Origin of the sequence: Prescottella sp. R16 (genome assembly GCF_030656875.1) — a bacterium.
Taxonomy (GTDB): domain Bacteria; phylum Actinomycetota; class Actinomycetes; order Mycobacteriales; family Mycobacteriaceae; genus Prescottella.
The window spans coordinates 2,014,505-2,029,581 of record NZ_CP130943.1; the positions used below are offsets into that span (position 1 = coordinate 2,014,505).

Sequence of the window (15,077 nt, forward strand, 5' to 3'; positions counted from 1 at the left end):
GGCGTCGACGCCGGGGGGTGGGTTAGCAATCGTCGCCCTGCGTGAGTACGGTCGCTATCGCCCCTGGTTATCCGGGGGATGTGACACTCCCGGGCCACCCGGGTGATGTTGGAATTGCACACGACGAGACGGAGGAACCGTGGCCCTTCCCCAGTTGACCGACGAGCAGCGCGCTGCTGCTCTGGAGAAGGCGGCTGCCGCCCGCAAGGCCCGGGCTGAGCTCAAGGAGCGCCTCAAGCGCGGCGGCACCGACCTCAAGCAGGTCCTGAAGGATGCCGAAGAGGACGAGATCCTCGGCAAGATGAAGGTGTCGGCTCTGCTCGAAGCCCTGCCCAAGGTCGGCAAGGTCAAGGCACAGGAGATCATGACCGAGCTGGAGATCGCTCCGACCCGTCGCCTGCGTGGCCTCGGCGATCGGCAGCGCAAGGCTCTGCTCGCTCGCTTCGACTTCGAGGCCTGAGCAATACGTGACTGCTGACGCACAACAGGTGTCAGGCGGTGCGGCCGCCGCGGGAACGACCGTGAGTGGCGACGCAGTGCGGAGGGGTCGGCTGGTAGTACTGGCCGGCCCCTCGGCCGTCGGCAAGTCCAGCGTCGTCCGGCTGCTGCGTGAGCGCATGCCCGAGGTGGTCTTCAGCGTCTCGGCGACCACGCGTGATCCGCGACCGGGCGAGGTGGACGGCCAGGACTACCACTTCGTGACGCGCGCCGAGTTCGACCGCATGATCGACGCCGGTGAACTGCTCGAGTGGGCGGACATCCACGGCGGACTGCAGCGGTCCGGCACCCCGGCCGGTCCGGTGCACCGGGCCCTCGCCGAAGGCAAGCCGGTCCTGCTCGAGGTCGACCTCGTCGGCGCTCGCTCGGTGCGGGCCGCGATGCCCGAGGCCGTGCTCACGTTCATGGCGCCGCCCAGCTGGGAGGTGCTGGTGTCCCGGCTGACCGGCCGCGGAACCGAACCGGCCGACGTCGTCGAACGCCGGCTGCAGACCGCCGAGGTCGAGTTGGCCGCACAGGACGAGTTCGACACCGTCATCGTCAACGAGGATGTCGGACGGGCGTGCGACGAGTTGGTATCCTTGTTGGTCGGACGTCAGCCGTGACCGGCGTCGTCCCCCTTTTCGGCATTCAATGTGGGACTTCCGAGTCCAGTTCAGGAGTAACCGAGTGAGCAGCACCGAAGCAGCCGTGTCCGACGTCCGTGGCACTCTGCCCGCCTACGACACCCCGCTCGGCATCACCAACCCGCCGATCGACGAGCTGCTCGAGCGCACCTCGTCGAAGTACGCGCTGGTCATCTACTCGGCCAAGCGAGCCCGTCAGATCAACGACTACTACAACCAGCTCGGTGACGGCATCCTCGAATACGTGGGCCCGCTCGTCGAGCCGGGTCTGCAGGAGAAGCCGCTGTCGATCGCGCTGCGCGAGATCCACGCCGATCTGCTCGAGCACACCGAAGGCGAGTGAGCGCCACCGCGCCCGTGTCCGAACGGGAGCCCGGGACACCGCGGCGGATCGTCGTCGGTGTCGGCGGCGGTATCGCCGCCTACAAGAGCTGTGCCCTGATCCGCAGCTTCACCGAGAGCGGACACCGGGTGCGGGTGATCCCCACCGAGGCCGCACTCCGGTTCGTCGGCCGCGCCACGTTCGAGGCACTGTCCGGCAACCCGGTCGACACCGGGGTGTTCGAGGACGTCCCGGAGGTCGCCCACGTGCGCCTCGGCCAGGAGGCCGACCTCGTGGTCATCGCCCCCGCCACCGCCGACCTCATGGCCCGGGCGGTGGCCGGGCGGGCCGACGACCTGCTCACCGCGACCCTGCTGACGGCCCGATGTCCCGTCGTGTTCGCGCCCGCGATGCACACCGAGATGTGGGAGCATCCCGCGACGGTGTCGAACGTCGCGACGTTGCGGGAACGCGGCAACATCGTGATCGAACCCGCGTCCGGCCGGCTCACCGGCAAGGACACCGGGGCGGGACGGCTGCCGGAACCGGAGGAGATCTTCGGTCTGGCGTCGCTGCTGCTCGAGCGTGCGTCCGCGTTGCCGCGGGATCTCGTCGGCCGACGTGTCGTCGTCTCGGCCGGTGGTACCCGCGAACCCCTCGACCCGGTCCGGTACCTCGGTAACCGCAGTTCCGGCAAGCAGGGGTACGCGATCGCCCGGCTGGCGGCGCAGCGCGGTGCCGACGTCACCCTGATCGCCGGCGCGACCGCCGAACTGGCCGATCCGGCCGCGGTGACCGTCGTGCACGTGCGGACGGCGCAGCAGATGCACGACGCCGTCGCGACGCATGCGGCCGGCGCGGACGCGGTGATCATGTCGGCGGCCGTCGCCGATTTCCGGCCCGCCACCGTCGCCACCGACAAGATCAAGAAGGGGGCCGGGGAACCGGACTCCATTCCGTTGATCAAAAACCCTGACATTCTCGCCGGTCTCGTGCAGGCTCGACGGGACGGCACCCTCGCGGCCGACACCGCGATCGTCGGATTCGCGGCCGAGACCGGGGATGCGTCGGGAAGTGTTCTCGACCATGCGCGCACGAAACTGGCGCGCAAGGGCTGCGATCTTCTCGTGGTCAACGCGGTCGGTGACGGCAAGGCGTTCGAGGTCGACCACAACGACGGCTGGCTTCTCGGTGCCGACGGCACCGAGACGGCCATCGAACCGGGATCGAAGTCGCTCATGGCGAGTCGCGTGCTCGACGCGGTCGTCGGACTGCTTCCTGCAGTGTCGAAGTAGCACACGAATCCTCGTGTCACTTCGTGGGACGCGTTCCTGGCACGGGTGTGGTGTGCGGTATTCAATAGAAGTAAGCAGAAACGTAATGGCGTAAGTGTCGAGAGGGAGATCTGTGAGCACGTCCGGCAAGCGGCTATTCACCAGTGAGTCCGTGACCGAGGGTCACCCGGACAAGATCTGTGATGCCATCAGTGACTCCATTCTCGATGCGATGCTCGAGGCCGATCCGCGCAGCCGGGTCGCGGTCGAGACCCTGGTGACGACCGGACAGGTGCACGTCGCGGGCGAGGTCACGACCTCCGCGTACGTCGACATCCCGAAGATCGTGCGCGACGTGGTCCTCGAGATCGGCTACGACTCGTCGGCCAAGGGTTTCGACGGCAACTCGTGTGGCGTCAACATCGCGATCGGTGCGCAGTCGCCGGAGATCGCGCAGGGCGTCGACCACTCGCACGAGGCGCGGGTCGGCGGGGTCACCGACGACGAACTCGATCGGCAGGGTGCCGGTGACCAGGGCCTGATGTTCGGGTACGCGTGCACCGACACGCCGAGCTGATGCCGCTGCCGATCGCGCTCGCGCATCGGTTGTCGCGCCGGCTCACCGAGGTCCGCAAGACCGGGGTGCTGCCGTACCTGCGTCCCGACGGCAAGACCCAGGTCACCATCGAGTACGACGGCGACCGCCCGGTCCGCCTCGACACGGTCGTCATCTCCACGCAGCACGCCGCGGACATCGACCTGGACAATCTGCTGACCCCGGATCTGCGGGAGAAGGTGCTCGGCCACGTGCTGTCCGAGCTCGACATCGACCTGGACACCTCGGATGTGCGCCTGCTGGTCAACCCGACCGGCAAGTTCGTCCTCGGTGGCCCGATGGGCGACGCGGGTCTGACGGGCCGCAAGATCATCGTCGACACGTACGGCGGCATGGCCCGTCACGGCGGCGGCGCGTTCTCGGGCAAGGATCCGTCGAAGGTGGACCGCAGCGCCGCGTACGCGATGCGTTGGGTCGCCAAGAACGCGATCGCGGCCGGACTGGCGGACCGCATCGAGGTGCAGGTCGCGTACGCGATCGGCAAGGCCGCCCCGGTCGGCCTGTTCGTCGAGGCGTTCGGCACCGAGAAGGTCGACGTCGCCACCATCCAGAACGCGATCAGCGAGGTGTTCGATCTGCGTCCGGGTGCGATCATCCGCGACCTGGATCTGCTGCGCCCGATCTACGCGGCCACCGCCGCGTACGGCCACTTCGGCCGCACCGACGTCGATCTGCCGTGGGAGCGCACCGACCGCGCCGAGAAGCTCCGCGCGGCCGCCGGTCTGTAGCCCCGGCCCCGAGAGTCGGCCCCCTGACCGGCACCGAGAAGGCAGCGGCAGCACAGGCGCCCGTGGCGCGCGTGCTGCCGCTGCTTCCGGTTGCGCATCTCGACCGCGAGTTCGACTACCTGATCCCCGCGGACCTCGACGAGCAGGCCCGGCCCGGGGTACGGGTGCGGGTGCGGTTCTCGGGACGCCTCGTCGACGGTTTCCTGCTCGAGCGTCGGGACTCCAGCGAGCATCGCGGACGGTTGGCGTGGCTCGACCGGATCGTGTCCGCCGAACAGGTCCTCACCCCGGAGGTGCGCCGCCTGGTCGACGCCGTCGCCGACCGGTATGCCGGCACCCGCGCGGACGTGCTCCGGTTGGCGATCCCGCCGCGGCACGCCAAGGTCGAGGCCGAGACGCCCGATCCGGTTCCGCCGCCCGAACGTCCGACGGTGGACGCGGACGCGTGGGCGTCGTACGTGCACGGCGGCAACTTCGTCGACGCCCTCGCCGCCGGCCGCAGCCCGCGGGCCGTCTGGCAGGCCCTGCCCGGCGAGGACTGGTGTCTGCGCCTGGCCGAACTCGCCGGGTGGTGGCGTCGTCCGGCCGCGGTGTCGTGCTGGTCGTCCCCGATCAGCGTGACCTCGACCGGCTCGTCGCGGCATGCGAAAACCTGCTCGGCGCACAGCATGTCGTGGGACTCGCCGCCGGGCTGGGGCCGTCCGCACGGTACCGGCGCTGGCTCGCGGCGCTGCGCGGCACCGCCCGCGTCGTCGTCGGCACCCGGGCCTCGGTGTTCGCGCCGACCCCCCCCGACCTCGGCCTGATCGTCGTGTGGGACGACGGCGACTCGAGCCTGTCCGAGCCGCGGTCCCCGTATCCGCACGCGCGGGAGGTGGCACTGCTGCGGGCGCACACTGCCGGATGCGCCGTCGTCGTCGCCGGGCACGCCCGGACCGCGGAAGCACAGGCACTCGTCGAATCCGGGTGGGCGCACGATCTCGTCGCCGCCCGGGACACCGTCCGCGCCCGATCCCCGAAGATCACCGCGCTCGCCGACAGCGATCAGGCCCTCGCCCGCGATCCCGGGGCTCGGGCCGCCCGGCTGCCGGCGATCGCGTTCGCCGCGGCCCGGCAGGCCCTTGCCGCGGGATCGGGTGTGCTGGTGCAGGTTCCGCGCCGCGGCTACGTACCGTCGCTCGCGTGCGCCAAGTGTCGAGCCCCCGCCCGTTGCCGGCGCTGCAACGGCCCCCTCGCACTGCCCGCAGCCGCCGGACCCGACGGGGCCGGCTCCCCGACGTGCAAGTGGTGCGGCGTCGCCGACACGGGCCACCGCTGCCACGCGTGTGGCGCCCCGCCCTGCGGGCCGTCGTCGTCGGGGCCGGCCGCACCGCCGAGGAGCTGGGACGTGCCTTCGCCGGCGTCGCCGTCCACACGTCCGGCGGATCCGACGTCAAGGCCGAGATCGAGGCGGGCCCGAAACTGGTCGTCGCGACCGTCGGCGCCGAACCGGTGATGCCCGGCGGCTACGGCGCCGCGTTGCTGCTCGACGGTTGGGCGCTGCTCGGCCGCGCCGACCTGCGTGCTGCCGAGGAGACGCTGCGCCGGTGGATGACGGCGTCGACGCTGGTCCGTTCCCACCGCGACGGCGGCCAGGTCGTGGTCGTCGCCGATTCCGGGATCCCCACCGTGCAGGCGCTGGTGCGCTGGGACCCGGTGTGGCATGCCCGCGCCCAGCTCGCCGAACGCGCCGAGGTCGGCTTCCCGCCGGCCGTGCACCTGGCCGCCGTCGACGGCACCGCGGTGTCCGTCACCGATCTGCTGGACGCGACCGTCCTGCCCGACGGCGCCGAACTGCTCGGCCCGGTACCGCTGCCGCCGGGGGAGCGGCTGCCGTTCGCGAGCGACGAACCCGAACCCGACGACGTCCAGCGGATGCTCGTCCGGGTGCCGCGCGGCGCCGGCCGCGCGCTGGCCCGGGCGCTCGCCGATGCGCAGGCCGTGCGCAGTGCGAAACGCACGCCGGGGCCGGTGCGGGTGCAGGTCGATCCGTTGCGGATCGGCTAGCCGTGCGGCCCGGGGACCGTCGGCGAGGTCCCCGGGCCGCACGGCTAGCCGATCCGCAACGGATCGACCTGCACCCGCACCGGCCCCGGCGTGCGTTTCGCACTGCGCACGGCCTGCGCATCGGCGAGCGCCCGGGCCAGCGCGCGGCCGGCGCCGCGCGGCACCCGGACGAGCATCCGCTGGACGTCGTCGGGTTCGGGTTCGTCGCTCGCGAACGGCAGCCGCTCCCCCGGCGGCAGCGGTACCGGGCCGAGCAGTTCGGCGCCGTCGGGCAGGACGGTCGCGTCCAGCAGATCGGTGACGGACACCGCGGTGCCGTCGACGGCGGCCAGGTGCACGGCCGGCGGGAAGCCGACCTCGGCGCGTTCGGCGAGCTGGGCGCGGGCATGCCACACCGGGTCCCAGCGCACCAGCGCCTGCACGGTGGGGATCCCGGAATCGGCGACGACCACGACCTGGCCGCCGTCGCGGTGGGAACGGACCAGCGTCGACGCCGTCATCCACCGGCGCAGCGTCTCCTCGGCAGCACGCAGGTCGGCGCGGCCGAGCAGCGCCCAACCGTCGAGCAGCAACGCGGCGCCGTAGCCGCCGGGCATCACCGGTTCGGCGCCGACGGTCGCGACGACCAGTTTCGGGCCCGCCTCGATCTCGGCCTTGACGTCGGATCCGCCGGACGTGTGGACGGCGACGCCGGCGAAGGCACGTCCCAGCTCCTCGGCGGTGCGGCCGGCCCCGACGACGACGGCCCGCAGGGCGCGGGCGCCACACGCGTGGCAGCGGTGGCCCGTGTCGGCGACGCCGCACCACTTGCACGTCGGGGAGCCGGCCCCGTCGGGTCCGGCGGCTGCGGGCAGTGCGAGGGGGCCGTTGCAGCGCCGGCAACGGGCGGGGGCTCGACACTTGGCGCACGCGAGCGACGGTACGTAGCCGCGGCGCGGAACCTGCACCAGCACACCCGATCCCGCGGCAAGGGCCTGCCGGGCCGCGGCGAACGCGATCGCCGGCAGCCGGGCGGCCCGAGCCCCGGGATCGCGGGCGAGGGCCTGATCGCTGTCGGCGAGCGCGGTGATCTTCGGGGATCGGGCGCGGACGGTGTCCCGGGCGGCGACGAGATCGTGCGCCCACCCGGATTCGACGAGTGCCTGTGCTTCCGCGGTCCGGGCGTGCCCGGCGACGACGACGGCGCATCCGGCAGTGTGCGCCCGCAGCAGTGCCACCTCCCGCGCGTGCGGATACGGGGACCGCGGCTCGGACAGGCTCGAGTCGCCGTCGTCCCACACGACGATCAGGCCGAGGTCGGGGGTCGGCGCGAACACCGAGGCCCGGGTGCCGACGACGACGCGGGCGGTGCCGCGCAGCGCCGCGAGCCAGCGCCGGTACCGTGCGGACGGCCCCAGCCCGGCGGCGAGTCCCACGACATGCTGTGCGCCGAGCAGGTTTTCGCATGCCGCGACGAGCCGGTCGAGGTCACGCTGATCGGGGACGACCAGCACGACACCGCGGCCGGACGACGCCACCACCCCGGCGAGTTCGGCCAGGCGCAGACACCAGTCCTCGCCGGGCAGGGCCTGCCAGACGGCCCGCGGGCTGCGGCCGGCGGCGAGGGCGTCGACGAAGTTGCCGCCGTGCACGTACGACGCCCACGCGTCCGCGTCCACCGTCGGACGTTCGGGCGGCGGAACCGGATCGGGCGTCTCGGCCTCGACCTTGGCGTGCCGCGGCGGGATCGCCAACCGGAGCACGTCCGCGCGGGTGCCGGCATACCGGTCGGCGACGGCGTCGACCAGGCGGCGCACCTCCGGGGTGAGGACCTGTTCGGCGGACACGATCCGGTCGAGCCACGCCAACCGTCCGCGATGCTCGCTGGAGTCCCGACGCTCGAGCAGGAAACCGTCGACGAGGCGTCCCGAGAACCGCACCCGCACCCGTACCCCGGGCCGGGCCTGCTCGTCGAGGTCCGCGGGGATCAGGTAGTCGAACTCGCGGTCGAGATGCGCAACCGGAAGCAGCGGCAGCACGCGCGCCACGGGCGCCTGTGCTGCCGCTGCCTTCTCGGTGCCGGTCAGGGGGCCGACTCTCGGGGCCGGGGCTACAGACCGGCGGCCGCGCGGAGCTTCTCGGCGCGGTCGGTGCGCTCCCACGGCAGATCGACGTCGGTGCGGCCGAAGTGGCCGTACGCGGCGGTGGCCGCGTAGATCGGGCGCAGCAGATCCAGGTCGCGGATGATCGCACCCGGACGCAGATCGAACACCTCGCTGATCGCGTTCTGGATGGTGGCGACGTCGACCTTCTCGGTGCCGAACGCCTCGACGAACAGGCCGACCGGGGCGGCCTTGCCGATCGCGTACGCGACCTGCACCTCGATGCGGTCCGCCAGTCCGGCCGCGATCGCGTTCTTGGCGACCCAACGCATCGCGTACGCGGCGCTGCGGTCCACCTTCGACGGATCCTTGCCCGAGAACGCGCCGCCGCCGTGACGGGCCATGCCGCCGTACGTGTCGACGATGATCTTGCGGCCCGTCAGACCCGCGTCGCCCATCGGGCCACCGAGGACGAACTTGCCGGTCGGGTTGACCAGCAGGCGCACATCCGAGGTGTCCAGGTCGATGTCGAGCTCGGACAGCACGTGGCCGAGCACCTTCTCCCGCAGATCCGGGGTCAGCAGATTGTCCAGGTCGATGTCCGCGGCGTGCTGCGTGGAGATGACGACCGTGTCGAGGCGGACCGGGCGGTCGCCGTCGTACTCGATGGTGACCTGGGTCTTGCCGTCGGGACGCAGGTACGGCAGCACCCCGGTCTTGCGGACCTCGGTGAGCCGGCGCGACAACCGATGCGCGAGCGCGATCGGCAGCGGCATCAGCTCGGGCGTGTCGGTGCACGCGTACCCGAACATCAGGCCCTGGTCACCGGCACCCTGCCGATCGAGTTCGTCGTCGGTGACCCCGCCGACCCGCGCCTCGTGCGAGTGGTCGACGCCCTGCGCGATCTCCGGCGACTGCGCACCGATCGCGATGTTGACGCCACACGAGTTGCCGTCGAAACCCTTGGCCGACGAGTCGTAGCCGATCTCGAGGACCACGTCGCGCACGATCTTCGGGATGTCGACGTACGCGGAGGTCGTGACCTCGCCCGCGACGTGCACCTGTCCGGTCGTCACCAGGGTCTCGACCGCGACCCGGCTGCGCGGATCGGCCTCGAGCATCGCATCGAGAATGGAGTCACTGATGGCATCACAGATCTTGTCCGGGTGACCCTCGGTCACGGACTCACTGGTGAATAGCCGCTTGCCGGACGTGCTCACAGATCTCCCTCTCGACACTTACGCCATTACGTTTCTGCTTACTTCTATTGAATACCGCACACCACACCCGTGCCAGGAACGCGTCCCACGAAGTGACACGAGGATTCGTGTGCTACTTCGACACTGCAGGAAGCAGTCCGACGACCGCGTCGAGCACGCGACTCGCCATGAGCGACTTCGATCCCGGTTCGATGGCCGTCTCGGTGCCGTCGGCACCGAGAAGCCAGCCGTCGTTGTGGTCGACCTCGAACGCCTTGCCGTCACCGACCGCGTTGACCACGAGAAGATCGCAGCCCTTGCGCGCCAGTTTCGTGCGCGCATGGTCGAGAACACTTCCCGACGCATCCCCGGTCTCGGCCGCGAATCCGACGATCGCGGTGTCGGCCGCGAGGGTGCCGTCCCGTCGAGCCTGCACGAGACCGGCGAGAATGTCAGGGTTTTTGATCAACGGAATGGAGTCCGGTTCCCCGGCCCCCTTCTTGATCTTGTCGGTGGCGACGGTGGCGGGCCGGAAATCGGCGACGGCCGCCGACATGATCACCGCGTCCGCGCCGGCCGCATGCGTCGCGACGGCGTCGTGCATCTGCTGCGCCGTCCGCACGTGCACGACGGTCACCGCGGCCGGATCGGCCAGTTCGGCGGTCGCGCCGGCGATCAGGGTGACGTCGGCACCGCGCTGCGCCGCCAGCCGGGCGATCGCGTACCCCTGCTTGCCGGAACTGCGGTTACCGAGGTACCGGACCGGGTCGAGGGGTTCGCGGGTACCACCGGCCGAGACGACGACACGTCGGCCGACGAGATCCCGCGGCAACGCGGACGCACGCTCGAGCAGCAGCGACGCCAGACCGAAGATCTCCTCCGGTTCCGGCAGCCGTCCCGCCCCGGTGTCCTTGCCGGTGAGCCGGCCGGACGCGGGTTCGATCACGATGTTGCCGCGTTCCCGCAACGTCGCGACGTTCGACACCGTCGCGGGATGCTCCCACATCTCGGTGTGCATCGCGGGCGCGAACACGACGGGACATCGGGCCGTCAGCAGGGTCGCGGTGAGCAGGTCGTCGGCCCGCCCGGCCACCGCCCGGGCCATGAGGTCGGCGGTGGCGGGGGCGATGACCACGAGGTCGGCCTCCTGGCCGAGGCGCACGTGGGCGACCTCCGGGACGTCCTCGAACACCCCGGTGTCGACCGGGTTGCCGGACAGTGCCTCGAACGTGGCGCGGCCGACGAACCGGAGTGCGGCCTCGGTGGGGATCACCCGCACCCGGTGTCCGCTCTCGGTGAAGCTGCGGATCAGGGCACAGCTCTTGTAGGCGGCGATACCGCCGCCGACACCGACGACGATCCGCCGCGGTGTCCCGGGCTCCCGTTCGGACACGGGCGCGGTGGCGCTCACTCGCCTTCGGTGTGCTCGAGCAGATCGGCGTGGATCTCGCGCAGCGCGATCGACAGCGGCTTCTCCTGCAGACCCGGCTCGACGAGCGGGCCCACGTATTCGAGGATGCCGTCACCGAGCTGGTTGTAGTAGTCGTTGATCTGACGGGCTCGCTTGGCCGAGTAGATGACCAGCGCGTACTTCGACGAGGTGCGCTCGAGCAGCTCGTCGATCGGCGGGTTGGTGATGCCGAGCGGGGTGTCGTAGGCGGGCAGAGTGCCACGGACGTCGGACACGGCTGCTTCGGTGCTGCTCACTCGGTTACTCCTGAACTGGACTCGGAAGTCCCACATTGAATGCCGAAAAGGGGGACGACGCCGGTCACGGCTGACGTCCGACCAACAAGGATACCAACTCGTCGCACGCCCGTCCGACATCCTCGTTGACGATGACGGTGTCGAACTCGTCCTGTGCGGCCAACTCGACCTCGGCGGTCTGCAGCCGGCGTTCGACGACGTCGGCCGGTTCGGTTCCGCGGCCGGTCAGCCGGGACACCAGCACCTCCCAGCTGGGCGGCGCCATGAACGTGAGCACGGCCTCGGGCATCGCGGCCCGCACCGAGCGAGCGCCGACGAGGTCGACCTCGAGCAGGACCGGCTTGCCTTCGGCGAGGGCCCGGTGCACCGGACCGGCCGGGGTGCCGGACCGCTGCAGTCCGCCGTGGATGTCCGCCCACTCGAGCAGTTCACCGGCGTCGATCATGCGGTCGAACTCGGCGCGCGTCACGAAGTGGTAGTCCTGGCCGTCCACCTCGCCCGGTCGCGGATCACGCGTGGTCGCCGAGACGCTGAAGACCACCTCGGGCATGCGCTCACGCAGCAGCCGGACGACGCTGGACTTGCCGACGGCCGAGGGGCCGGCCAGTACTACCAGCCGACCCCTCCGCACTGCGTCGCCACTCACGGTCGTTCCCGCGGCGGCCGCACCGCCTGACACCTGTTGTGCGTCAGCAGTCACGTATTGCTCAGGCCTCGAAGTCGAAGCGAGCGAGCAGAGCCTTGCGCTGCCGATCGCCGAGGCCACGCAGGCGACGGGTCGGAGCGATCTCCAGCTCGGTCATGATCTCCTGTGCCTTGACCTTGCCGACCTTGGGCAGGGCTTCGAGCAGAGCCGACACCTTCATCTTGCCGAGGATCTCGTCCTCTTCGGCATCCTTCAGGACCTGCTTGAGGTCGGTGCCGCCGCGCTTGAGGCGCTCCTTGAGCTCAGCCCGGGCCTTGCGGGCGGCAGCCGCCTTCTCCAGAGCAGCAGCGCGCTGCTCGTCGGTCAACTGGGGAAGGGCCACGGTTCCTCCGTCTCGTCGTGTGCAATTCCAACATCACCCGGGTGGCCCGGGAGTGTCACATCCCCCGGATAACCAGGGGCGATAGCGACCGTACTCACGCAGGGCGACGATTGCTAACCCACCCCCCGGCGTCGACGCCGGATTCGGGTGGGTTATGCGCACATTCGCAGGTGCGTTCGATTCCTGCCGTCGCCGCACCCCCGGACCCCGCACCTCGGCCGACCCCATAGGCCTGCAGAAGACATCACCGCAGGTAGAACTGCATTTATCGAGACTGTGACCGATTCGGCGCAGCACCGGAGCGTGGCATGGACCACAGTCTGCGACGCGGTACCGGCCCGATCCGAAAAAAATTCCCGAAATCTGTACTGCCGCACACATCCACGCCCCCCGGGAACGACGGAGGCCGGGTGTGGCGGCCTCACCCGACCTCTAGGCCTGCAGGAACGCGAACGAGTCCACGGACCGCGAGACGGCCTCCTGCAGTGCCGCAACAGACGGTCCTGCCCGCAGCACCTCCCGCGAGACGTTGGGCACGACGGCGTGGAGGCAGTCGCCCGCGAGCCGGCGCACATCGTCCGCGGTACCGCCCTGCGCCCCCACCCCCGGCATGAGGATCGGCCCGTGCAGGCCGCTCAGATCCGGGGCGTCGGCGAGGGTGGCCCCGACCACCACACCGACCGAGCCGAGCACCTCGGCGCCGGCGTTGCGGGCGGCGGCCTCGTCGACCATCGTCTGGGCGACGGACCGGCCGTCCGCCGTCACCGACCGCTGCACCTGCGCACCCTCCGGGTTGGAGGTCGCGGCGAGCACGAACAGGCCGCCGTGGTTGCGTTCGGCCAGCTCGAGCACCGGATTCAACGACCCGAACCCGAGATACGGAGACACCGTCACCGCGTCGCCGTTGCTGCACCGGGGACCGTCGGCGAGGTCCCCGGGCCGCACGGCTAGCCGATCCGCAACGGATCGACCTGCACCCGCACCGGCCCCGGCGTGCGTTTCGCACTGCGCACGGCCTGCGCATCGGCGAGCGCCCGGGCCAGCGCGCGCCGGCGCCGCGCGGCACCCGGACGAGCATCCGCTGGACGTCGTCGGGTTCGGGTTCGTCGCTCGCGAACGGCAGCCGCTCCCCGGCGGCAGCGGTACCGGGCCGAGCAGTTCGGCGCCGTCGGGCAGGACGGTCGCGTCCAGCAGATCGGTGACGGACACCGCGGTGCCGTCGACGGCGGCCAGGTGCACGGCCGGCGGGAAGCCGACCTCGGCGCGTTCGGCGAGCTGGGCGCGGGCATGCCACACCGGGTCCCAGCGCACCAGCGCCTGCACGGTGGGGATCCCGGAATCGGCGACGACCACGACCTGGCCGCCGTCGCGGTGGGAACGGACCAGCGTCGACGCCGTCATCCACCGGCGCAGCGTCTCCTCGGCAGCACGCAGGTCGGCGCGGCCGAGCAGCGCCCAACCGTCGAGCAGCAACGCGGCGCCGTAGCCGCCGGGCATCACCGGTTCGGCGCCGACGGTCGCGACGACCAGTTTCGGGCCCGCCTCGATCTCGGCCTTGACGTCGGATCCGCCGGACGTGTGGACGGCGACGCCGGCGAAGGCACGTCCCAGCTCCTCGGCGGTGCGGCCGGCCCCGACGACGACGGCCCGCAGGGCGCGGGCGCCACACGCGTGGCAGCGGTGGCCCGTGTCGGCGACGCCGCACCACTTGCACGTCGGGGAGCCGGCCCGTCGGGTCCGGCGGCTGCGGGCAGTGCGAGGGGGCCGTTGCAGCGCCGGCAACGGGCGGGGGCTCGACACTTGGCGCACGCGAGCGACGGTACGTAGCCGCGGCGCGGAACCTGCACCAGCACACCCGATCCCGCGGCAAGGGCCTGCCGGGCCGCGGCGAACGCGATCGCCGGCAGCCGGGCGGCCCGAGCCCCGGGATCGCGGGCGAGGGCCTGATCGCTGTCGGCGAGCGCGGTGATCTTCGGGGATCGGGCGCGGACGGTGTCCCGGGCGGCGACGAGATCGTGCGCCCACCCGGATTCGACGAGTGCCTGTGCTTCCGCGGTCCGGGCGTGCCCGGCGACGACGACGGCGCATCCGGCAGTGTGCGCCCGCAGCAGTGCCACCTCCCGCGCGTGCGGATACGGGGACCGCGGCTCGGACAGGCTCGAGTCGCCGTCGTCCCACACGACGATCAGGCCGAGGTCGGGGGTCGGCGCGAACACCGAGGCCCGGGTGCCGACGACGACGCGGGCGGTGCCGCGCAGCGCCGCGAGCCAGCGCCGGTACCGTGCGGACGGCCCCAGCCCGGCGGCGAGTCCCACGACATGCTGTGCGCCGAGCAGGTTTTCGCATGCCGCGACGAGCCGGTCGAGGTCACGCTGATCGGGGACGACCAGCACGACACCGCGGCCGGACGACGCCACCACCCCGGCGAGTTCGGCCAGGCGCAGACACCAGTCCTCGCCGGGCAGGGCCTGCCAGACGGCCCGCGGGCTGCGGCCGGCGGCGAGGGCGTCGACGAAGTTGCCGCCGTGCACGTACGACGCCCACGCGTCCGCGTCCACCGTCGGACGTTCGGGCGGCGGAACCGGATCGGGCGTCTCGGCCTCGACCTTGGCGTGCCGCGGCGGGATCGCCAACCGGAGCACGTCCGCGCGGGTGCCGGCATACCGGTCGGCGACGGCGTCGACCAGGCGGCGCACCTCCGGGGTGAGGACCTGTTCGGCGGACACGATCCGGTCGAGCCACGCCAACCGTCCGCGATGCTCGCTGGAGTCCCGACGCTCGAGCAGGAAACCGTCGACGAGGCGTCCCGAGAACCGCACCCGCACCCGTACCCCGGGCCGGGCCTGCTCGTCGAGGTCCGCGGGGATCAGGTAGTCGAACTCGCGGTCGAGATGCGCAACCGGAAGCAGCGGCAGCACGCGCGCCACGGGCGCCTGTGCTGCCGCTGCCTTC

At 71.6% G+C, this 15,077-nt stretch carries 12 protein-coding genes and 2 pseudogenes; 6 read left to right on the plus strand and 8 right to left on the minus strand.

Going from position 1 to position 15,077, the window contains the following annotated elements:
- Positions 1–139: 139 nt before the first annotated feature.
- The 6 genes and pseudogenes from mihF (Q5696_RS09535) to Q5696_RS09560 all read left to right on the plus strand — a co-directional run bounded on the left by mihF (Q5696_RS09535) (position 140) and on the right by Q5696_RS09560 (position 6,110).
- On the plus strand, positions 140–460 hold the full coding sequence (mihF, locus tag Q5696_RS09535) for an integration host factor, actinobacterial type (protein ID WP_007535578.1): 321 nt from the start codon (positions 140–142) through the stop codon (positions 458–460).
- 61 nt (positions 461–521) lie between these two features.
- On the plus strand, positions 522–1,103 hold the full coding sequence (gene gmk / locus Q5696_RS09540; protein ID WP_305094918.1) for a guanylate kinase: 582 nt from the start codon (positions 522–524) through the stop codon (positions 1,101–1,103).
- 85 nt (positions 1,104–1,188) lie between these two features.
- Positions 1,189–1,467, plus strand: a complete 279-nt coding sequence (gene rpoZ, locus Q5696_RS09545; protein ID WP_305095213.1) for a DNA-directed RNA polymerase subunit omega — start codon at positions 1,189–1,191, stop codon at positions 1,465–1,467.
- Positions 1,464–2,741 (plus strand): bifunctional phosphopantothenoylcysteine decarboxylase/phosphopantothenate--cysteine ligase CoaBC, encoded by a 1,278-nt coding sequence (gene coaBC, locus Q5696_RS09550; protein ID WP_305094919.1) that lies wholly within the window; start codon positions 1,464–1,466, stop codon positions 2,739–2,741. Before rpoZ (Q5696_RS09545) ends, coaBC (Q5696_RS09550) begins: the two co-directional genes overlap by 4 nt.
- Before the next feature lie 112 nt (positions 2,742–2,853).
- Positions 2,854–4,064, plus strand: a pseudogene (metK, locus tag Q5696_RS09555) (methionine adenosyltransferase).
- A gap of 23 nt (positions 4,065–4,087) precedes the next feature.
- Positions 4,088–6,110, plus strand: a pseudogene (locus Q5696_RS09560) (primosomal protein N').
- Positions 6,111–6,154: 44 nt separating this feature from the next.
- On the opposite strand, the gene Q5696_RS09565 reads toward Q5696_RS09560, so the two are convergent.
- From Q5696_RS09565 to Q5696_RS09600, 8 genes are all read right to left on the minus strand, one after another.
- A complete protein-coding gene (locus tag Q5696_RS09565; protein WP_370654913.1) occupies positions 6,155–8,176 on the minus strand; it encodes a primosomal protein N' in 2,022 nt (673 codons plus the stop codon).
- Positions 8,177–8,199: 23 nt separating this feature from the next.
- Entirely contained in the window at positions 8,200–9,411 is a 1,212-nt protein-coding gene (metK, locus tag Q5696_RS09570; protein ID WP_305094921.1) for a methionine adenosyltransferase, read from the minus strand.
- Between the two features lie 112 nt (positions 9,412–9,523).
- Positions 9,524–10,801: a bifunctional phosphopantothenoylcysteine decarboxylase/phosphopantothenate--cysteine ligase CoaBC gene (coaBC, locus tag Q5696_RS09575; RefSeq protein ID WP_305094919.1), complete on the minus strand. Its 1,278-nt coding sequence runs from the start codon at positions 10,799–10,801 to the stop codon at positions 9,524–9,526.
- The gene (rpoZ, locus tag Q5696_RS09580) at positions 10,798–11,076 is read right to left on the minus strand and encodes a DNA-directed RNA polymerase subunit omega (RefSeq protein WP_305095213.1); all 279 of its coding nucleotides are present in this window, start codon (positions 11,074–11,076) and stop codon (positions 10,798–10,800) included. Before rpoZ (Q5696_RS09580) ends, coaBC (Q5696_RS09575) begins: the two co-directional genes overlap by 4 nt.
- 85 nt (positions 11,077–11,161) lie before the next feature.
- Positions 11,162–11,743 (minus strand): guanylate kinase, encoded by a 582-nt coding sequence (gmk, locus tag Q5696_RS09585; protein WP_305094918.1) that lies wholly within the window; start codon positions 11,741–11,743, stop codon positions 11,162–11,164.
- Positions 11,744–11,804: 61 nt separating this feature from the next.
- The gene (gene mihF, locus Q5696_RS09590) at positions 11,805–12,125 is read right to left on the minus strand and encodes an integration host factor, actinobacterial type (RefSeq protein WP_007535578.1); all 321 of its coding nucleotides are present in this window, start codon (positions 12,123–12,125) and stop codon (positions 11,805–11,807) included.
- 432 nt (positions 12,126–12,557) lie between these two features.
- Positions 12,558–13,622, minus strand: coding sequence for an orotidine-5'-phosphate decarboxylase (gene pyrF, locus Q5696_RS21560; RefSeq protein WP_514131063.1), 1,065 nt, complete (start codon positions 13,620–13,622; stop codon positions 12,558–12,560).
- Positions 13,622–15,052 carry a primosomal protein N' family DNA-binding protein gene (locus Q5696_RS09600; RefSeq protein ID WP_514131064.1) on the minus strand — a complete coding sequence of 477 codons (1,431 nt, stop codon included), beginning with the start codon at positions 15,050–15,052 and terminating at the stop codon, positions 13,622–13,624. The genes pyrF and Q5696_RS09600 overlap by 1 nt, the downstream gene beginning before the upstream one ends.
- Between the last annotated feature and the right edge of the window lie 25 nt (positions 15,053–15,077).